General features: G+C 36.4%; 14 protein-coding genes and 1 riboswitch. Of the genes, 2 read left to right on the plus strand and 12 right to left on the minus strand.

The genetic code is table 11. The features are described 5' to 3' along the window. Positions 1-18: 18 nt before the first annotated feature. The 4 genes from prdC to ACS3UD_RS12535 all read right to left on the minus strand — a co-directional run bounded on the left by prdC (position 19) and on the right by ACS3UD_RS12535 (position 6323). Complete coding sequence (gene prdC, locus ACS3UD_RS12520) at positions 19-1302, minus strand: proline reductase-associated electron transfer protein PrdC (RefSeq protein WP_308139297.1); 1284 nt, start codon at positions 1300-1302, stop codon at positions 19-21. A 297-nt stretch (positions 1303-1599) separates the two neighbouring features. Beyond that, complete coding sequence (locus ACS3UD_RS12525; RefSeq protein ID WP_308139296.1) at positions 1600-3363, minus strand: sigma-54-dependent Fis family transcriptional regulator; 1764 nt, start codon at positions 3361-3363, stop codon at positions 1600-1602. An 87-nt stretch (positions 3364-3450) separates the two neighbouring features. Further along, positions 3451-4449 (minus strand): ornithine cyclodeaminase family protein, encoded by a 999-nt coding sequence (locus ACS3UD_RS12530; RefSeq protein ID WP_308140092.1) that lies wholly within the window; start codon positions 4447-4449, stop codon positions 3451-3453. Positions 4450-4637: 188 nt separating this feature from the next. Further along, the gene (locus ACS3UD_RS12535) at positions 4638-6323 is read right to left on the minus strand and encodes a formate--tetrahydrofolate ligase (RefSeq protein WP_308139295.1); all 1686 of its coding nucleotides are present in this window, start codon (positions 6321-6323) and stop codon (positions 4638-4640) included. A gap of 216 nt (positions 6324-6539) precedes the next feature. Further along, positions 6540-6632, plus strand: a riboswitch (THF riboswitch). A gap of 75 nt (positions 6633-6707) precedes the next feature. Between ACS3UD_RS12535 and ACS3UD_RS12540 the strand changes: the two genes are divergently transcribed. Then, entirely contained in the window at positions 6708-7454 is a 747-nt protein-coding gene (locus tag ACS3UD_RS12540) for a folate family ECF transporter S component (protein WP_308139294.1), read from the plus strand. 33 nt (positions 7455-7487) lie between these two features. Here ACS3UD_RS12540 and ACS3UD_RS12545 read toward each other — a convergent pair whose 3' ends face one another. From ACS3UD_RS12545 to ACS3UD_RS12555, 3 genes are all read right to left on the minus strand, one after another. Continuing rightward, on the minus strand, positions 7488-8708 hold the full coding sequence (locus tag ACS3UD_RS12545) for an NAD(P)/FAD-dependent oxidoreductase (protein WP_308139293.1): 1221 nt from the start codon (positions 8706-8708) through the stop codon (positions 7488-7490). After that, the gene (locus tag ACS3UD_RS12550; RefSeq protein WP_308139292.1) at positions 8705-9769 is read right to left on the minus strand and encodes a hypothetical protein; all 1065 of its coding nucleotides are present in this window, start codon (positions 9767-9769) and stop codon (positions 8705-8707) included. Before ACS3UD_RS12550 ends, ACS3UD_RS12545 begins: the two co-directional genes overlap by 4 nt. Positions 9770-9850: 81 nt before the next feature. Beyond that, complete coding sequence (locus tag ACS3UD_RS12555; RefSeq protein ID WP_308139291.1) at positions 9851-11698, minus strand: S-layer homology domain-containing protein; 1848 nt, start codon at positions 11696-11698, stop codon at positions 9851-9853. Between the two features lie 233 nt (positions 11699-11931). Between ACS3UD_RS12555 and ACS3UD_RS12560 the strand changes: the two genes are divergently transcribed. Beyond that, a complete protein-coding gene (locus ACS3UD_RS12560) occupies positions 11932-13086 on the plus strand; it encodes a GGDEF domain-containing protein (protein ID WP_308139290.1) in 1155 nt (384 codons plus the stop codon). A gap of 246 nt (positions 13087-13332) precedes the next feature. Here ACS3UD_RS12560 and ACS3UD_RS12565 read toward each other — a convergent pair whose 3' ends face one another. The 5 genes from ACS3UD_RS12565 to ACS3UD_RS12585 form a co-directional block, all read right to left on the minus strand. Continuing rightward, the gene (locus tag ACS3UD_RS12565) at positions 13333-14889 is read right to left on the minus strand and encodes a sodium/proline symporter (protein ID WP_308139289.1); all 1557 of its coding nucleotides are present in this window, start codon (positions 14887-14889) and stop codon (positions 13333-13335) included. Between the two features lie 221 nt (positions 14890-15110). Continuing rightward, complete coding sequence (locus tag ACS3UD_RS12570; protein ID WP_308139288.1) at positions 15111-16154, minus strand: NAD(P)H-dependent flavin oxidoreductase; 1044 nt, start codon at positions 16152-16154, stop codon at positions 15111-15113. Positions 16155-16300: 146 nt separating this feature from the next. After that, complete coding sequence (locus ACS3UD_RS12575; protein WP_308139287.1) at positions 16301-16996, minus strand: V-type ATP synthase subunit D; 696 nt, start codon at positions 16994-16996, stop codon at positions 16301-16303. 16 nt (positions 16997-17012) lie between these two features. Beyond that, a complete protein-coding gene (locus ACS3UD_RS12580) occupies positions 17013-18389 on the minus strand; it encodes a V-type ATP synthase subunit B (protein WP_308139286.1) in 1377 nt (458 codons plus the stop codon). A gap of 1 nt (position 18390) precedes the next feature. Beyond that, complete coding sequence (locus ACS3UD_RS12585; RefSeq protein ID WP_308139285.1) at positions 18391-20163, minus strand: V-type ATP synthase subunit A; 1773 nt, start codon at positions 20161-20163, stop codon at positions 18391-18393. Positions 20164-20179 lie beyond the last annotated feature (16 nt).

A 20179-nucleotide genomic window follows, 5' to 3' on the forward strand; every position in this document is an offset into this window, starting at 1 on the left:
ATACCTCCTTTTTAACTTCTATTCTTTTATTTTTCTTACTAACTTATGGCCTGCTGCCCTAAGAACATGGTCAGTGTGGTGATATGTTGGAACTCCTAACCTAGGAGTAACTGTCATTACAGTGTTAGTTCAGTCACCACAGCTTCCTGTTAAAATAACTTCAGCACCTTTTTTTCTAAGGCTTATAACAGTCTGTGCCTGTCCGGGACAAACTCCTGGAAGCTCACATCTGTATCTGCCGTTTACTTCAGTCATCCTTTTGCATTTTTCTTCAGCAACTACCTGACCACCCATTGCATTTACAATTTCTTTAAGTCTGCTTTCCTGAGCTCCGCATTCACATGCAAGTATGCCGAATTTTCTCTTATCAGTAGGGAAAGGCATTGCCACAAGAATTCCACCAAGTATTTTTGTTACAGGAGCTTCTTCACTTCCATGCTTGCCTGTAAATGGTCCTCCCAGTACTATTTCCCCATGTGGTTCAATGTATCCTCCAAGGGAATCAATAAGTTTTTTTACCGGGTATCCTATCGGCACATCCAGAAATGTTTTACCATCCCCAGCATTTCTTACTCTGCCTCCCACTGTAACATCTTTGTCTATTACAGGTTTTCTGTCTTCAACCGCAAAAGCAATATTTTTTACTGTTTCAACATTTTGTATTACTGCATTTGCTTCACTCGGCAATTGCCCGGGTTTTAATTCTATCCCTAGAATCTCTCTGACTATAACTCTCTCATCTCCGGCCGGGTACAAATCCGGAAGAAATTTAATTTTAATATTATCTTTTCCTATTGCTTTTTCAAGCACATTGATCGCATGCTTGTGTTTAGGCTTTATAGCCACAATTCCGTGTTCCGCATCAGTAATTTCCATAACTATTTTTAATCCACTTATAATTTTAGAAGCGAATTTTTCAATATATTGTATATTATGGCCTAAAACGGGCTCGCACTCCGCAGCATTAACAATTGCATAACCGCCGGGAATTTTGGTCTTTAATTTCACATGTGTTGGAAATCCTGCTCCTCCGGCTCCGACAATTCCGGATTCCTTTATTGCTTCAAGAAAATCCTTTGTGTCATCGATAGGAAGATATTCTTTCGATTGATTTTCATCTCCCGAAATAATAATTTCCGTATCATTTATTTCAGATACTTTTCCGTTTACGCTGCTGTGAATATATGCTCCAAGTCCGTTAGGCTCGGCTATTTTTTGACCTCTTCTTACCTGATCCGATACTTTTACCATCGGAACGCAGGGTGCGCCTACATGTTGTCTCAAGAGAAATCTAAAATCCATTTTATTCACCTCCTTCTTTTGTATTATTAGTAAAAAGCTTACCTGCCATTCATATATTGCATAATTTATGCCAATTTTTGTTTGTAAATTAAAAAACAAACAAAGCAAACATTTTTCAATAGTTTGCTTTGTTTATTATAATTTTTTTTTATACTTCGTTGGTTTTTTTGTGTCGATATTTCGACACATATATACTTTGGATTTTAGTTTTTTATCTAATAAAGCCCATTGTTTTGTTATGTTAATAACTTGTCAAATCAGCGTCAATATTTCGACACCTCTTACAATAAACTGACACTATTCAATAGTATACTGTTTTAATTTATAATATAGAGTGCTTCTTGGAATATTTAGCATTTCAGCCGCCTTCTTTTTGTTATTTTCATTAAGTTTCATAACTTGAGTTATTATTTTTTTTTCAGTATTTTCAAGTACTTTCTGAAGATTGTACTGGTCAAGCTCATTAATGCTTTTTTCGTTTACATTTTTTAAAATGTCTTCAGGAAGCGCCTCTATATTTATTGATTTGTCATCTGACAATACCACAAGACGCTCTATTGTATTTTTCAGCTCTCTTATATTTCCCTTCCATTCATAATCCAAAAGTATCTTAAGAATTTGAGGGGAAATGCTCCTTACTTCCTTATGGTGCCTCTCTGAAAACTCTTTAAGAAATTCATTAATAAACAGCGGTATATCCATTGACCTTTCTCTTAATGGCGGAAGATACAGTGTAACAACATTAAGCCTATAATAAAGATCTTCCCTGAACTCTCCATTATTCATCATTTTTTGCAGATTCTGATTCGTTGCCGCTATAATTCGCGCATCGACTTTTATCGGCTTTTCCCCTCCCAGCGGATGGATTTCTCCATCCTGAAGAACTCTCAAAAGTTTTACCTGCATATCAAGCGGCATCTCACCTATTTCATCTAAAAACAATGTTCCCTTATCTGCAAGAAAAAATTTGCCCTTCTTACCTTTTGAAAGAGCTCCTGTAAAAGCGCCCCCTTCATATCCAAACAATTCACTTTCAAGCAAATTTTCCGGAACAGCTCCGCAGTTTATTGCAACAAAGTCGCCTTTACGCCCGCTTTCAGTATGTATCGCTCTGGCAAAAACTTCTTTGCCCGTACCGCTTTCACCGGTAATCAATACGTTCACGTCTGTTTTGGACAGCTGCTTAGCTAACACAATAACTTCCGTAATCTTTTTGCTTCTGCCTATTATTGATCCCATTTGGCAGCAGTCTTCCGTAAGCTTCTTATATTCTGTTTCAAGAAAGCTCACTCTTTCTTTTGCTTCTTCAAGCTTTATAGTTAGATTTGCTCTCTCTGTAATATCTGTCTCTGATGACACAGCCCCAATAATACAATTGTTTGTCATAATAGGCTTTGCCGATATAGCCACGACAGAATTTTCTCTCGGCGAATGATAAACATTCTCTATGGCTTTTTTTCTTTCCAAAACTATATTTAACAGCGCAGTAGGAAAAAAATCTTTTAATTTCTTTCCCATGATTTCGTCTGAGCTTACATTATACAACTTTTCTGCACTTTTATTCCAAAGGCCTACTACACCGTACTTATCTACCACACATACGCCTTCATGCAGGTGATCTATTATTTCGATCAGTTCATTTCTCATTTCAATTATTGATTTATAGCATCCGTATTCAATAGCATGATTTTCAATAATGCCTACAATTTTACCATGATTGCATACAGCTGCGCTCTTAGCTTTTTCCTTAAGCATAAATTTCTGCGCATCTTCAACATGTAATTCAGGTGATACAGTAAGCACAGAAGAATTCATAGCAGCACTTACAGGAGTCCTCAATGATTTATTTTCCTTTATAAGCTTATAAATTCCACTCATTGTGAGCATTCCCTGTATATTTTCCGCACCATCAGAATCAGTTTCAATCACAAAGGCTTCACCGCAGTCTTTTTCCGCAAATTCTTCTATTATATCCGCAACTGTTTTGCTTGGTGGAACCTTAATGATATTAGTGTCCATGATATCCATAACCTTAAATTTGACATTCATATTGAGAAACATAAATGTACCTCCTGTTTTTTGTTTGTCGCATCAATGGTAAGTGCGTCATTATAATCATAATTTAATATTTTAGTTTTTACTTTTTAGTTAAATTTCTACAACCTTCCCTATTCTGCTAGCTAATGCTTTTTCGTAAATTCTACGGGATGTTACAATATCTAAAATACTGCTTCCCACAGTTTTAAACAAGGTAACTTCATCCTCATTCTCTCTGGAAGGAACCTTTCCTAAAATTACTTCGCCAAGTTCTCCTGTCACAATATCCTTAGTAAATTTACCTTCTTTCATAGGTATAATAAAATCCCCGCTCTCATTGAGAACACCATCTCTTGTGTCAACGTATACCTTGTCCGCATTAAGAAGAGTCCATTCATCTAACTCCTGCATAGCAGGCGTATATGAGCCTACTCCGTTTATATGAGCACCTTTTTTAATCAGCCTTCCGTCAAATGTAGGCTGCATTGACGTTGTTACAGTAGTAATAATGTCTGCACCAGTTACGGCTTCTCCTGAGGATAAAACTGCTGTAATTTCAATGCTTGGTTTATATTTATACTTTTCTCTCATTTTATCAGCAAATTTTCTTGCATGTTCAATATTTTTACTGTGTATTCTTACTTCCTTAATATCTCTCACGCTTAGCACGGCATCCAACTGACTTTCAGCCTGTCCTCCTGTACCTATTAAAGCAAGTACAGCTGAATCTTTTCTTGCCAATATATCAGTTGCCGCGCCGGAAACAGCACCAGTTCTTATTTGCGTTAGGTATGTTCCGTCAATAATCGAATTTACCATGCCTGTTTCTTCATCAAGCAAAACCATGGTAGAAGGAACTGCTGTCAATCCACGTTTAACATTATTGGGATAAACAGACACAATTTTTATCCCAAGAGCATTCGCTCCTTCGGCATATCCCGGCATATAAAGGCTCTGACCTCCTTTACCGGCAATATCTATATTTGTTCTAAGCGGTATCGAACTTCCTCCTTCAGAATAAATTTTCAGCGCGTCCCTGCAAGCCTTAATAGCATCCTTCATGGAAAATATTTTACAAATATCATCCTTTTTTAAAATAATAACGTTCATCATGCATTCTCCGTTAAATTTTTTACTATATAATAACATTGTTTTTTTTATTATTCAATAAAATTTGTTTTAAGTAATCATCATATTTATAAAAATAAGTAATGACAAAATAATACAGATAATTAAAAAATCATAGGCTTAGAGGTTTTAATTACCTGTATATTGTAAAATTTATATTTTATTATTTATTAGAACAATCCCTTAATTCGTCCATCAACATCCACATCGATGTTTTCTGCAGCAGGAACCTTAGGAAGCCCAGGCATCTTCATTATATCTCCTGTCATTGCAACTAAAAATCCTGCTCCCGCAGATATTGTTATATCTCTGATTGTTATTTTGAAACCGGATGGTCGTCCCAATATCTTAGGATCGTCTGTCAATGAATATTGATTTTTAGCCATGCATATTGGAAGGTTTCCAAATCCAAGCTTTTCGAAATTTGCTATTTCTTTATTGGCCTTTGTTGAAAATTCAACATCATCTGCACCATAAAGCTTTCTGGCTATGGCCTTTATCTTTTCTTTTATTGTCATCTCCAGCTGGTATGCGTATTCCATACTGCTTTCTTTTTCTGTCAACCTCAATACTTCTTGCGCTAACTCTTTTCCGCCTTCGCTTCCTTTGCCCCATACTTCTGACAATGCTACATTTACTCCTAGCTCGTTACACTTACTTTCAATCAATTTCAGTTCTGCTTCTGTATCTGTGGGGAATCTGTTTATTGCTACTACTGCCGGAAGCTTAAATACCTGTGTTATGTTTTCAACGTGCTTTAATAAATTTGGAAGTCCTTTTTCCAGCGCATCCAGATTCTCTTCTGCAAGCTCTGCTTTTGGTATTCCTCCATTGTATTTCAATGCCTTAACTGTTGCTACTATTACCACTGCACTTGGGTTTAATCCTGTTTTTCTGCACTTGATGTCTATGAATTTTTCTGCTCCCAAGTCTGCTCCGAAGCCTGCTTCTGTAATTGTGTATTCTGCAATTTTGCTTGCCATCTTTGTTGCTATTACACTATTGCAGCCGTGTGCGATGTTTGCAAATGGCCCTCCGTGTATAAATGCCGGTGTTCCTTCTAATGTCTGAACTATATTCGGCTTAAGCGCATCTTTCAACAGTGCTGCCATTGCTCCCTGTGCTTTTAATTGTCCGGCTGTTATCGGTTCGCCGTCTCTTGTGTATGCAACTATTATTTTCGCCAGATTTTCTTTTAGTTCTGTTATATCATTTGACAAACAGAATACTGCCATTACTTCTGATGCTACTGTAATGTCAAACCCGTCTTCTCTGGTTACTCCTTCTGTCTTTCCTCCAAGGCCGTCTACTATATGTCTTAATTGTCTGTCATTCATATCAACGGCTCTTCTCCACACTATTCTTCTTGTGTCGATATTCAATTTGTTTCCCTGGTGTATATGGTTATCTATCATTGCTGCCAAAAGGTTGTTTGCTGCTCCTATTGCATGAAAGTCACCGGTAAAATGAAGGTTTATATCTTCCATTGGAACAACCTGTGCATAGCCTCCGCCTGCTGCTCCTCCCTTAACTCCGAATACAGGTCCAAGGGACGGCTCGCGAAGCGCTACTATTGTTCTTTTGCCTAGTTTTGTAAGTGCATCTCCAAGTCCTATTGTTGTAGTTGTTTTTCCTTCTCCGGCAGGTGTTGGATTTATTGCAGTAACCAGTACCAGTTTAGCTTCTTTGTTATCTTTTAATTCATTCTGCAAATATCTGTAATCGATTTTTGCTTTGTACTTGCCGTAATTTTCCACGTATTTATCAGGTATTTCAATCTTATCGGCTATTGTATTGATTACCTTCATTTCTGCCTGCTGTGCTATTTCTATGTCGCTTAAGTATTTTTCTGACATGTTTCCTCCTGATTAATATTTTGAAATCGTTAGCTTATTCTTTACCCTACAATTATAACAGATAAAAGCAACGACAACAAATTCAAATTATTAAATAATTTTAAAACAATACTTCTTCATTCTTGCGCTATTATTTAACTATTTTTACATTCTTAAAAATTCAATTGTATATTGGTACATACTGTGGTAACATATATAAAAAATCAATATTAGCATAACAGAGTAGACAAGATGCGTAAAGTGTTAAGGGATGGGATGTCGCCCTTGAACGAAAGACCGTGTCTGCGGTGTCTTGTCGCTTCCGCTGTATTCGAGAACCTATTAATTATAGGATTATTCTCCTGTATTGTGCGGAGGTATTATTGCTCAATAAAGGAGGATAATATGAGAGGTAATACTGATTCACAGAAATTTACATCACTGACAATAGTGAGGGCAGGGCTATTCATAGCAATGAGCCTTGTATTGAAAATTATTTTTGAAATTTATATACCGCTTGCAGGTATTCCTGCACTGCGTATAAATTTTGCATCTGTTCCACTGATAATATCGGGAATGTTATTAGGGCCTGCAGCCGGTTTTATATCCGGTGCCGCTGCAGATATAATTAACTTCATCGCCAAGCCGGGCGGACCATTTTTCCCTGGATTTACATTAGTAAGTGCATTGTCCGGTTTCTTGCCAGGTCTGATATACAAGTATATAAAAAAGGATTTAAATTATAATCTGTTAAATACAATATTTATTTCTTTGTTGTCTGTTGGGTTTGTTTCCGTATTTTTATATAAAGGTTTGATTACATTTGACGGCGGAATATTTTATGACGGAAAACCATTAAGCATTTTATATATTGCCGGATTCTTCACTTTAGTTGCAATTTACATTATGATTCCAATAAAAATGACATCGGCAAACAACAATTTAAACATGAACAAAATAGTTTTTACTGTTAGTGTCACACAACTTATTACGTCTGTAATACTGAACACCTATTTTCTGTCGGTTGTCTACGGCAAGGGAGTTATGATATTTCTGCCGGCGCGAATACTTGCAAATTTTTTCATGATTCCTTTGTATTCGGTAGCAATAACCGCAGTATTGAACGTAGTTAAAGGAAGGTTTAAAATATAAGAAAAAATCACCTTGGAATCCCACCAAGGTGATTTATTTTTTATTTATGCTGTCAGCAGCCAGCTTTCCTGTTGAAAATGCTGCCTGAATATTGAATCCACCCGTATCACCGTCATAATCAACTACTTCTCCGGCAAAATACAGACCTGGCCTTATCTTTGACTCCATGGTTTTAGAGCTTATTTCACGTGTTGAAACACCGCCGGCAGTTACCATTGCAGTATTAAAACCACCAAGTCTCTCAACTTTGAATTCGTGGGCAGAAAGAAGTCCGCACAAGTTCTTTCTTTCAGCTTTCTCTAATATGCTGCATAGTTTATTTTCATTTACACCTGCCAGCTCCATAATCTTTTCAGTAAAACGCTTCGGAATATTCATCTGCTTTAGAACCGTTTTTACACTTAATTTACCGGAGCTTAAAATTAAATTATCAAAATACCTTTTAAACTCTTCTGAATTCTTAAAAGAAGTAAAATTAATTTTCAGAACGTCCCCTTCTTCGATGTATCTTGAGTTATTAAGAATTACAGGGCCGGATATTCCGGTATGAGTAAAAAGAAAATCTCCGTTAAATTCATCTGACTTTCTGTTGTTTCTCCAAAGTGAAACCTTAATATCCTCAAAAGATATCCCTGCCAGTTCCTTAAATTTATAGTTTACGGTATAGACAGGCACAAGTGCTTCTTTTGGCTCCACTATAGTGTGTCCTAATTGTTCAGCTAAATTGTATCCGTCACCTGTAGACCCAGTGCGGGGATATGATTTGCCTCCTGTCGAAATAATAAGATTAGTTGATGCATAGGATGCTTTATTTGTCTTAATCAAGTACATTTTATTCAATTCATCATAGGCAGCTTTCTTTGCTCCTTCATCATAAAGTATATCAACTCCTCTTTTTTGCAAACAGTTAATAAGCACATTCAATACGTCTGATGACTTCATAGAAGCAGGAAAAACTTTTCCGTCCTCCCTTATAAAGCTTTCAAGACCATTTTCACTGAAAAAATTCATTGTATCAATGTTTGTAAAATTATAAAGTGCAGATTTTAAAAACCTGCCGTTCCTGCCGTACCTTTTCAAAAAATCTTCAATATCCATACTATTAGTATAGTTGCATTGTCCAAGACCCGAAATAAGCAACTTTCTTCCGGGCTCTTTATTTTTTTCCAAAACCAATACTTTTTTATTTTTAACAGACAACGCACTGAGCAGACCCGCAGGGCCTGCTCCTATTACTATAACATCATATTTCATTGTAAATTTCCTTCTGTTTCTTCTGCTTTTCCTGTTTCCGAATTTTCATCTGTGCTTGCACCATCATTTACTTCTTCTTCCGGTTTTGATTCTACCATACTTTTTTCCTGCTCTTCTGTACCGTCATCTTTTAACTCCAATGACTGATTCAGTGTCAAAACATCATATTTTTCTTTCAGCGTATCAATTTTAACTGTTGCCTTAAATAAATACGAAACTTCATTTTCATCATTGTAGTATCCTTCAAAAATCAGGTCGCCTGATGCATCATCACGCTTAAACGAAGTAAACCTGCTTTTCTGATCCAGATCTATTTCCTGTTCTTTCAAGCTTATAAAGTCGTACAACTCAAACAAATTTGTTTCCGGTTTTTGAATTATAAACGTAGATGTGTCCGGCAACAAAAAAACATTTTGCACTGAATAAAAAGTATTCACTACTAAATTATTCTCAATGTCCAATATTTTATATTCTTCGTTGTTCCCTGTATCAATTAACAGAAACTTTTCATCAATGGCAGAAATATTTCCTTTCTTTGAAAATGAAGCATTGTCAATTAATTCAGGTTTTTCCTTTCCTGTTTCCCATATAAAAATCTGATTGAAGCTTTCGCCATAGCCAGTTGTATAAAACAGCACTTTATCATACGCTGAATTATCGATTATCTCAATTCCTCTCAGACTTTTGTCCAGTACTTTTTTGTTGTTGTTCAAATAAGCCATAATACTATTCTTGTCAGTTTCCTCGGAAATAAACTTAGGAACACCGTCATTTTCTAAAATATCCAGCTTTGCTTCCGCATCGCTCAGCTTTGAATCAAGTGAATCTTTATTTTTAGATAACTTCAAATAATCTTTTTTTATTTTTTCTAGTTCTGTATTTAAGTCTTCTATCGTTGTCTTTAAACCTTCGTTCTCCTTTTTCAACTTTTCTGCTTCCCTCATTTCAGCATATTCCTTAGGTCCAACCCCGGTTTCTTCTGATGCGGGAAGTACGGTGCAGCCTGATAGAATAAGCACAAGCAAACTTGCTATAATAAAAATCGAGAAAATTCTCTTCATAATAATCCCCTCCGCTATTATAAATAGGTTAGCCTTTCATGATTCTAGTAAAAAAGCATCTAAAAAGATGCTTTTAATTCTTTATTGTATCATAATACTTATAGCTGTATATTCACCGTTTTGAGATATGGCAGTACTCATTATGCTCTGCCCTTCTTCCAGGTTCTTTAAATACTTTGTATCACCCGATGTATTAAATATCCTGGTATTGTTTGTAACTCTTAAATAAATCAGTTCCGTCTGACCGTTTCCGTTAACATTCTGCATCATTACAAGCTTATCGTCTGTATTTACAAATATTATTTTACCGGCAAAATTCATGGCTGCCTGAATTTGAGCTGCTTCGATAGTTACAATTTCATCTCCTGATGTATTAATATCAACATTGTATCCAACACGAAGATCATTAATTGATGCATTCTTATCCCCGATGGTTATAACAGCATTGCTGCTGACTATATACTGTTCAACATCCCCGTTGCTGTCAGATATCTTAATTTTATTTTCGGTACCTATGATGATTTCTTTAATTGTACCGCTCATTTCGGCTTCCTTAGCAACAGTGTTTATCTTTGTCATTTCATTGTATTCAGTAGTAACAGTAGCCTCATCTCCTACTCTGACTCTGTCAAAACTTGATTCCTTGTCGTTTCTTGTAACTTCAACTTCGCTGTCAAATTCGAAGATTTTAACTACATCTTTCTTTGTTTTCAGCGAAACCTTAATAGGATATGATTTATAATCGATTGATGCTATAACTCCTTCATAATCTTTAATTCTGCTTACAGAATTAATTTGATAAACCTTATCGTCTTCAACCAAAAGAGTAGCTTCATCTTTTTTATCAAGATCCCTTAGTGCAATTTCTTTTCCGTCAAGAAAAACATCCGCACTGCTTAAAACATCATATACAACCTTATCATCATCCTCGTCATAAATAGTAATAGATGCAGGTGATGAATATGCTACATAATATATGATCCCTCTTACAACATCTTTACTTTTATCAGCTTCAATTTTAACGGCAAGTCTATCTTCGTCAATCTTGCATTTAACAATCATTTCTTCCTTCAAATCAGAAAATTTTCGTACTCTATCATTAACATATATCTTTGTATCATCGTCAATCCTTATAATGCTCTCAGTTCCGTCAATATCTTCAATATAGATATATGATTCCGAGCTTTTATCCTCCAATTTAGTGATAATTCCCTCTTCTACAGTTGTAGGTACATAATTTTCAAATTCAGGATATATATCATTATCTTCTATGTAATCGCAAGCCTTGTCCAAAACAGTAGCAACCTCGGCCCTTGTTATGTTATCCTTCGGATTTATATTTTTCTTAGTGTCTCCCTGAAGAATTTCCTTGTCGTACATAATGTATATGTATGGTCTTGCTGCTGTTGAAATGTCTTCCGCATCAGTAAAAGGCAGAGTATACACCTTTAATTTTTGCGCTTCATCCGCAAGCATCATGGCCTTTGTAAGCAACACGGCTATTTCTTCTCTTGTTGCATCCTGAAAAATAGTCTTTTTTGAAAACATGTCTTTTAGGCCGTTTTCCGATACAACACCCATTTCTATAATAACTGACAAATAATCAAATGACCATTCGTATCCCTTAGTATTAGACATCGATTCTAAAGTATCTTCATAGTTCTCTATAACTTCATCCTTTAAATCGTCGTCAATATCGTAAAGCCTTGATAACATCACTAATGCTTCCAAGACTGTGACATTGTTGTCGGGTTTAAATGTCTTGTCATCGTAACCTGATACAATCCCTTTTTCAGAAACTCTTTCTATATAACTTTTTGCCCAATGACTTGATATATCTGTAAATACAGCGGCTTCCGCAGCCATTGTAAATAGAAGAGAAAGGACAACAACAAGCATCAATATTTTATTTATTTTACTATTTTTCATAATACCTCCTAACCAGCCATAATATAATAAATTATACCATACACCAAATAAATCTGCAAATTAATTTAATCTTCAACGCAAAGCATTGGTAAATATGACATCCTTCTAAAATACGTCATTTCTCACTTGAATAATTTTTATGTTAATAATATAATTGAAATCGTATAAAATCTCTAGCTCTATTTTCGAAATATAATTAAATCATACGTGCAAATGATTAAGGAGGACTCCCCATGGAGCTTCAAACACTTCAATATATTGAGTTGAATTGCTTTTCTATAATAATACTATTACTAATATTTATAAGTATTTATCATCAATGCAATCACTGTATAACTGGCAAAGAACTTTTTTTAGTTCTGATTTTTACTGATATTCTTATTCTGTTTTTTGACACTGCAATGTGGTCATTAAACGGAATTCAAGGAAACCATACCAGATTTCTGCATATTCTATCAGCTGTAATGTATAATATTCTTAACCCGTTAATATGTATCACATGGTATTTTTATGTAGATTTTTACATTAACGGCAGTAAAGAGCATTTGAAAAAGATGTTTTTCCCGATGCTTATACCTGTTTTAATCAACTTAATATTGTCAATTGCAAGTATTTTTGAAAATATTTATTTTATTATCGATGACAACAACATCTATAATCGTGGGAAATATGTCCATCTTTTGCTGATTATATGTCTTTTAATAATAATTTATACAACTTCGTTTATGGTGCAAAATAGAAAAAATGTAGAAAAAAAAGAATATTTTTGTTTGATTTCATTTGGAATTATAACTGCAGTCGGAGGCATTATCCAATATTTTTTTTACGGTGTTATCATTATTTGGACTTGCGTAACCGCATCTATATTGATTATTTTTATAAACATTCAGAATAATCAGCTTCACAAAGACTACCTTACGGGCCTTTATAATAGAAGATCTCTGGATAACTACTTAAACACAAAAATTAAAAGCCGAAACAACAGGCTTGTTGCCGGCATTATGATTGACTTAAATTATTTCAAAATGATTAATGATTCATACGGTCACCATATTGGAGATCAGGCTCTTAAATATACTGCCTCCATTCTTAAAGATACCTTCAGAAAAAATGATTTCATTGCAAGATATGGAGGAGACGAATTCATCGTTATGATGGAAATATGTACGCCGTCAGACCTTGCTGCTACGGTACAAAGGCTTAAGAAAAACGTATCACTTTTTAATATTAAAAATTCGGTTCCATATAAAATAAGTCTGAGTATCGGATATGATTATTTCTCAAATAAATCCGAGAAAGAGATAAGCTCAAAGGTATTTTTGGAACGTATCGATAATCTTATGTATTTAAATAAACAACGTCTTCATTCGCAAGAAAATATTACATAACAGCACGGCTTTACTTATATTCATATCATTCCTGTTCCTAAGCAAGCAATTTCTATATTAAAATTAAAACATTTAATTTTTGTTAGCACAAGCTAACTTTAATGTCAATTAACGGATTACTAAAACTTCCTATGATTCTCTATAAAACAATAGATTCCGCAAAATTGCGGAATCTATATATAATTTCTAAAATAATAATATTTCTATAAGTTTAAAAATTTATAAAAGCGTATCATTATCGACTTTTTATTTGCTTCTTGCCATATCAAATTCTTTTTGTATTTCATCAGACGGTTCCGGAGTTAATTTTGAAACAACATAGATAAATATACATGAAACTATGAATGCAGGAAGCAGTTCGTATACTCCGAATACTCCGCCCATGGGTTTTAGAATAAGCTTCCATATGAATACTATTATTCCTCCTGACAGCATACCGGCAATAGCTCCCTCTCTTGTTGTTCTCTTCCAGAACAAAGATAGAAGAATAATAGGTCCGAACGTTGCTCCAAATCCTGCCCATGCAAATGAAACAATTGTAAATATCACGCTGTTTTCATCAAGAGCTATTATCATTCCTACCACTGTTATCACAAATAAGATAATTTTTGAAAGATTCATAACCTTTAAATCTGTTGCCTCTTTATTAATAAGGTGCTGGTAAATATTCTTTGAAAATGCTGATGCTGCTATAAGCAGATAAGAATCCGATGAACTTATAGTTGCTGCTAAAATACCAGCCATTACAAATCCTGCAAGCATTGAAGGCAATAATTTTGATGACATGACTATAAATATGCTTTCTGATTCGCTGTAGGTTGCAAGAGCAACAGGAAATAAGCTTCTTCCTATAATACCTATTGATACGGCAGCAGCCAAAGAAATAACAACCCAAACTGTTGCAATTCTTCTTGACGTTTTTAACTCATTTGAATTACGTATAGCCATGAACCTCAAAAGCACTTGAGGCATACCAAAGTAGCCCAGCCCCCAGGCCATTGTTGATAAAATTGTATATAAACCATATTTTCCGGCTTCATTAAATTGCGGAACTCCATTAGCAACAATCTGCTTACCGCTTGCATCCAAAGCAGGCGATGCTATACCGAAAAATTCAAAGAATCCCGGAATACTCTCAGCATTGGCAACAACCACAGATATTCCTCCTGCAGCAGCCGTACCAATAGATAAAATAACAATTAGTGCAAAAATCATTACAAATGCCTGCATTGTATCGGATGCAGTTTCAGCCAGAAATCCTCCTAAAAATGTATACGCCAGCACAAATACAGCCCCTGCAATCATCATAAAATGGTAGTTAAAGCCGAACAATGCATTAAACAGTTTACCTACAGTAACAAAGCAGCTTGATGCGTACACAGTAAAAAATACCAAAATAAATACAGCAGAAATAGTCATAATTACCTTGTTCTTTTCCTTAAACCGATTGCTGAAATAGTCGGGAAGCGTTATGGAGTCTCCTGCTATTATAGAATAGTTGTGCAGCCTTTTAGCTACAAACAACCAGTTAAGATATGTTCCCGCTGCAAGACCAATAGCTGTCCATATTGCATCACTCAAACCGTACCAATAAGCCACTCCAGGCAGACCCATCAACAACCATCCGCTCATGTCCGAAGCTTCTGCACTCATTGCCGTAACCAGTGGACCCAGCGATCTTCCTCCTAAAAAAAAGTTCTCGCTGCTTTCATTGGCACGTTTTGCGAAATACAATCCGATGCCTATTACAACGGCCATATACACAATCATCGAAATAAATATTTGTAGTGTATCTCCTCTCATAATACAACCTCCTTATAGTATTTATTGCTGTTTCAGCAATATAATATTATAAGTATAATTGCAATTTTAAATGAAGTCAAGTATAAATAATAGAGTAATTTGAAACTTTATAGATATTAATAAAAGGCTATGTGTATCTAAAATGCTGATTATACATGCCATATGTCGTTAATGTAAAAGAATATACATGCATTATAGTGCATTTCTATTCTTTTGAAACTCTATATTAACAAACTGTTGACTACTTCTCTTACCGTGGATATTTTATTAATGCCACTTAAATTTGAACCGGAAAATATTAATCCGTCACGACCTTCCACCGCATCTATCAGACCCTTTGAGATACAATAAGGAATTGTCAAAGGATTGCATCCGGGCATGCACTTAAAACACTTGCCCACCTTGCATCCATTTGAAATTGAATCAATAAGAAAATTAGTTCTAATTGCTCTCGCAGGCATACCAACCGGACTCTTAATTATCATTTCGTCGTCTTCGGATGTATTGACATATGCAAGTTTAAAATTTTCATGAGCATCACATTCAACAGTTGGCACAAACAAGCTAGCTATTTGAAATCCGTCTGCCCCCTGGGCAGCCAGTTCTGCCATATCAGCTTTCGTTCGTATACCCCCTGCAGCAATAACAGGAATTCTAACACCATTTTCTGCTTCAATCCCTATTATAAGTTCCTTAACTTCCTTAACAATTTCCTTTAAAGACGCATATTTTTTTTGGAGCATTTCATCCATTTTAAATCCCAGATGCCCTCCGGCCAGCGGACCTTCCACTATTACGGCATCCGGAAGTCTATCATGTTTTAAATAGCTTTTTATTATTATCCTTGCTGCCTTAGCAGACGATACTATTGGAGCAATTTTTGTTGATGTACCTTTCACAATTTTTGGCAACGCAAGCGGCAATCCCGCGCCTGAAATTATTAAATCTATCTTTTCTTCCACAGCTTTTTTTACATAAAGCTCATAATTGTTCATGGCAGCCATCAGGTTCATGGCTATAATTCCTTTTGTTTTTTCTCTAGCTCTTCTTATTTCCTTTGCCATAGCTCTCAAATTAGCTTCAACAGGATTATTTTCAAAGTCAGGTTCACGAAAACCTATCTGCACGCCGGATATTGTACCTATCCCGCCTTCATTGGCAACTGCGGACGCAAGATTTGACAACGATACACCAATGCCCATACCGCCTTGTATTATTGGAATTTTAGCGGTTAGATTTCCTATTTTCAATTCTTTTAATTCCATATTTTCTCCATTGTTTTAAATATCTATTTATTTGATAGTCAAAGTATATATGTTTTATTAATTTTTGTCAAGTAAAAAGGCAGCGCCCTAATTATATAGGCACTGCCTTTAAATAACATTTAAGCTGTTAGTAAAATCAATCAAATCTACTCTTTTGAACTGAATTCATCAAGAGCAGCCTTCGTGAATTCTTGTTTTTCTTCTATTGCTTCCTGAACCATCATGTCTTTAACCTTCATAAGTCTGGTTTGGTTCCCTCTCTCGTTTTCATCCAGTTTCATCTGTATATACTTAATTGTTTCCTGGAACTGAGGAATCATAACATATTCAAGAGCATTAACCCTTCTTCTGGTTTTTTCAATTTCAGCCGCTAAAAGCTGTACCTCTTTTTCCACTGCCGCCAATTTAAGCATTTCCGGAAAAATATCCGACAAATTCTCAATAGCGCTGTCCAGTTCGGCAGAAGTATTTGCAAAACCATATGGATAAATGTTTGATGTATCGTCAGTTGTTGTTTTAAAATCAAAAACCGGAACATCTACACTCATAACATTTTTATTGCTCACCTCTATTGAAACACCCTGTTTTGGATACATCAACGCTTCGTTCAGCACCTCTGATGACATTACAGCACTGGCTATAACAAAGTTTGAATATACATCACCTATAAGTGAATCAACCTTCTCACGCAAAACTTTATTTTCTCTGGCAAGCTCCAAAAATTGCTTCATAAGCTCATCACGTTTATCCTTAAGCATCTTGTGACCCTTTACTGCCACCTTTAAGCGCTTTTTCAGAGAGGTTAATACCATTCTGGTCGGATTTACATTTAATCTTGCCATAACTTAACACCCCTCACTAATTTTGTTTCGGATAGTATTTTTCAAGATATTCGTCTCTGATACGTTTTAATTCGCTCTTTGGAAGAAGTGTCAGCAAATCCCAACCAATAGACAATGTTTCTTCTATTGATCTGTTTGTTTCATAACCCTGAGAAACATATTTTTTCTCAAACTCATCGGCAAATTTTGCATAAAACTTATCTGTATCCGAAAGTGCTGCTTCTCCAAGAATTGCCATAAGTTCCTTAGCTTCCTTACCTCGAGCATACGCCGCAAAAAGCTGATTTAAAACATCTGAGTGATCTTCTCTTGTCTTTCCTTTTCCTATACCTTTGTCCTTCAAACGTGACAATGAAGGAAGTACATCTATAGGAGGCTTGATGTTCTTTCTGTATAATTCACGAGACAAAATTATCTGGCCCTCTGTAATATATCCTGTTAAGTCCGGAATAGGATGTGTTTTGTCATCCTCAGGCATAGTCAATATAGGGATCATTGTTATAGATCCTTCCATACCTCTTTTCCTTCCGGCTCTTTCATAAAGTGTAGCAAGGTCAGTGTACAAATATCCTGGATATCCACGTCTTCCTGGAACTTCCTTACGAGCTGCCGAAACCTCACGAAGTGCCTCTGCATAGTTTGTAATATCTGTAAGAATTACAAGCACGTGCATTCCTTTATCAAATGCAAGATATTCAGCTGCGGTAAGAGCCATACGAGGAGTAGAAATACGCTCAATAGCAGGGTCATCAGCCAGATTCATAAACAGAACCGTTCTGTCAATGGCACCTGTTTTTCTAAAGTCTGAAATAAAGAAATCCGCTTCTTCATATGTTATACCAATAGCCGCAAATACAACGGCAAATTTAGACTCTGTTCCCAAAACTTTTGACTGACGTGCAATTTGAGCAGCCAAGTCAGCGTGCGGAAGACCTGATCCTGAGAATATAGGCAGCTTCTGCCCTCTAACCAATGTATTCAGTCCATCTATTGCCGAAACACCTGTCTGTATAAACTCATCGGGATAGTCACGCGCCGAAGGATTCATCGGAAGACCACTTATATCAAGTCTTTTTTCCGGTATTATTTCCGGTCCGTTGTCAATAGGTCTGCCCAGCCCGTCAAATACACGGCCAAGCATATCATAGGATACTGCAAGCTCCATGCCTCTTCCGAGAAATTTCACCTTGCTCTCTGCAAGGTTAATACCTGCTGAACTTTCAAAAAGCTGAACCAATGCGTTGCTGCCGTTAATTTCCAAAACCCTGCAGCTCCTTGTTTCGCCGCTTGGAAGTTCGATAACGCCTAATTCATCATACGCAACATTCTCAACATTTTTTACAAGCATCAAAGGTCCCGCTACTTCAGATATTGTTTTATATTCTCTAATCATATTATTCGACCTCCTTGCTTGATACAAGAGCTGACATTTCAGTTTCAAGCTGTTTTTTAATACTATCAAAAGCTTCTTGTACATTCTTTTCTTCAGTATATTTGAATCTCCCTATTTTCTCCCTTACAGGAAGGTCTGATAGTGCTTTAAAATCAGCTCCTTCTTTCAAGGCTGCAATACCGTCATCATGATATTTCAAAATTAATGTAAGCAGCTTATGCTGTTTATCAAGAGACGAGTAAGTATCCACATCATGGAACGCATTTTGGTGCAAATAGTCCTCTCTTATTGATCGTGTTGCCTCGAGCTTTAATCTGTCTCCAACAGATAGTGAGTCGACACCTACCAACTGAACTATTTCATTTAACTCAGCTTCTTCCTGAAGCATCTTTATTGCTTCCGAACGAAGATCCGACCAATCTTTTGCTACATTTTCATTAAACCATTTATTCAATCTGTCTGCATATAAAGAGTAACTGTTCAGCCAGTTAATAGCAGGGAAGTGACGTCTGTATGCAAGCTGTGCATCAAGTGCCCAGAAAACCTTAACTATACGCAATGTTGCCTGTGATACCGGTTCTGATATGTCTCCTCCAGGAGGTGATACAGCACCGATGGCTGATAACGCACCTTCTCTTCCTTCAGCTCCGAGGCTGATTACCCTTCCTGCTCTTTCATAGAACTGAGCAAGTCTGGATGCCAAATATGCTGGATAACCTTCTTCACCCGGCATTTCTTCAAGACGTCCGGACATTTCACGAAGAGCCTCCGCCCAGCGCGATGTAGAATCTGCCATAAGAGCAACTGAGTATCCCATGTCTCTAAAATACTCTGCAATTGTGATACCTGTGTATATTGACGCTTCACGGGCCGCAACAGGCATATCTGAAGTGTTGGCAATTAATACTGTACGCTTCATCAATGATTCGCCTGTTCTTGGGTCTTTAAGCTCAGGAAACTCCATCAAAACGTCAGTCATCTCGTTTCCTCGCTCACCACATCCTATATAAACAACAATTTCTGCATCCGCCCATTTAGCTAGCTGATGCTGCACAACCGTCTTGCCACTTCCGAACGGCCCCGGAACAGCTGCAACTCCGCCTTTTGAAATAGGAAACATAGTATCTATTACTCTCTGTCCTGTTACAAGAGGCTTATCAGGAACCAGTTTTTCTTTATATGGTCTGCCTTTTCTTACAGGCCATTTTTGCATCATTGTTACATTAACTGTTTCACCGTTTTCTTTTTTTACAACACATACTGTTTCTTCAATAGTAAAGTTGCCTGATTTTATTTCAGTTATGGTTCCGCTTATACCGTAAGGAACCATAATTTTTTGCTGAACAACCATTGTTTCCTGAACAGTACCGATAATATCGCCAGTTTGAACCTTGTCTCCTGATTTTGCAACCGGTACAAATTCCCACTTCTTTTCTCTGTCAAGAGACGGAACACTTATACCTCTGGCAATGTTCGGTCCTGCAATTTTTCTTATTTCTTCCAGCGGTCGCTGAATTCCGTCATAAATTGTTTCTATAAGGCCAGGTCCCAGTTCAACCGATAACTGAGCACCTGTTGTTACTACAGGAGCTCCTGGAGCTAACCCTGCTGTTTCTTCATATACCTGAATGGATGCTTTGTCACCGCGCATCTCAATAATTTCGCCAATCAGCGCCTGATCACCAACACGTACAACGTCAAACATGTCTGCTTCCTTCATACCTTCGGCTATAACCAGCGGCCCTGATATTTTTACTACTCTACCTTGGCTCATTAAAAGAATCACCTGC

Source organism: Sedimentibacter sp. LTW-03 (assembly GCF_052059825.1).
Taxonomy (GTDB): Bacteria; Bacillota; Clostridia; order Tissierellales; family Sedimentibacteraceae; genus Sedimentibacter.

Excerpts from the sequence above, each read along its gene's own strand:
- ACS3UD_RS12585 (WP_308139285.1), bottom strand. The coding sequence starts at position 20,163 with ATGAGCCAAGGTAGAGTAGTAAAAATATCAGGGCCGCTGGTTATAGCC.
- ACS3UD_RS12535 (WP_308139295.1), bottom strand. The coding sequence starts at position 6,323 with ATGTCAGAAAAATACTTAAGCGACATAGAAATAGCACAGCAGGCAGAA.
- ACS3UD_RS12550 (WP_308139292.1), bottom strand. The coding sequence starts at position 9,769 with ATGAAGAGAATTTTCTCGATTTTTATTATAGCAAGTTTGCTTGTGCTT.
- ACS3UD_RS12525 (WP_308139296.1), bottom strand. The coding sequence starts at position 3,363 with ATGTTTCTCAATATGAATGTCAAATTTAAGGTTATGGATATCATGGAC.
- ACS3UD_RS12580 (WP_308139286.1), bottom strand. The coding sequence starts at position 18,389 with ATGATTAGAGAATATAAAACAATATCTGAAGTAGCGGGACCTTTGATG.
- ACS3UD_RS12570 (WP_308139288.1), bottom strand. The coding sequence starts at position 16,154 with ATGGAATTAAAAGAATTGAAAATAGGAAATCTAACCGCTAAAATTCCA.
- ACS3UD_RS12540 (WP_308139294.1), top strand. The coding sequence starts at position 6,708 with ATGAGAGGTAATACTGATTCACAGAAATTTACATCACTGACAATAGTG.
- ACS3UD_RS12545 (WP_308139293.1), bottom strand. The coding sequence starts at position 8,708 with ATGAAATATGATGTTATAGTAATAGGAGCAGGCCCTGCGGGTCTGCTC.
- ACS3UD_RS12565 (WP_308139289.1), bottom strand. The coding sequence starts at position 14,889 with ATGAGAGGAGATACACTACAAATATTTATTTCGATGATTGTGTATATG.
- ACS3UD_RS12530 (WP_308140092.1), bottom strand. The coding sequence starts at position 4,449 with ATGAACGTTATTATTTTAAAAAAGGATGATATTTGTAAAATATTTTCC.
- ACS3UD_RS12560 (WP_308139290.1), top strand. The coding sequence starts at position 11,932 with ATGGAGCTTCAAACACTTCAATATATTGAGTTGAATTGCTTTTCTATA.
- ACS3UD_RS12555 (WP_308139291.1), bottom strand. The coding sequence starts at position 11,698 with ATGAAAAATAGTAAAATAAATAAAATATTGATGCTTGTTGTTGTCCTT.
- ACS3UD_RS12575 (WP_308139287.1), bottom strand. The coding sequence starts at position 16,996 with ATGGCAAGATTAAATGTAAATCCGACCAGAATGGTATTAACCTCTCTG.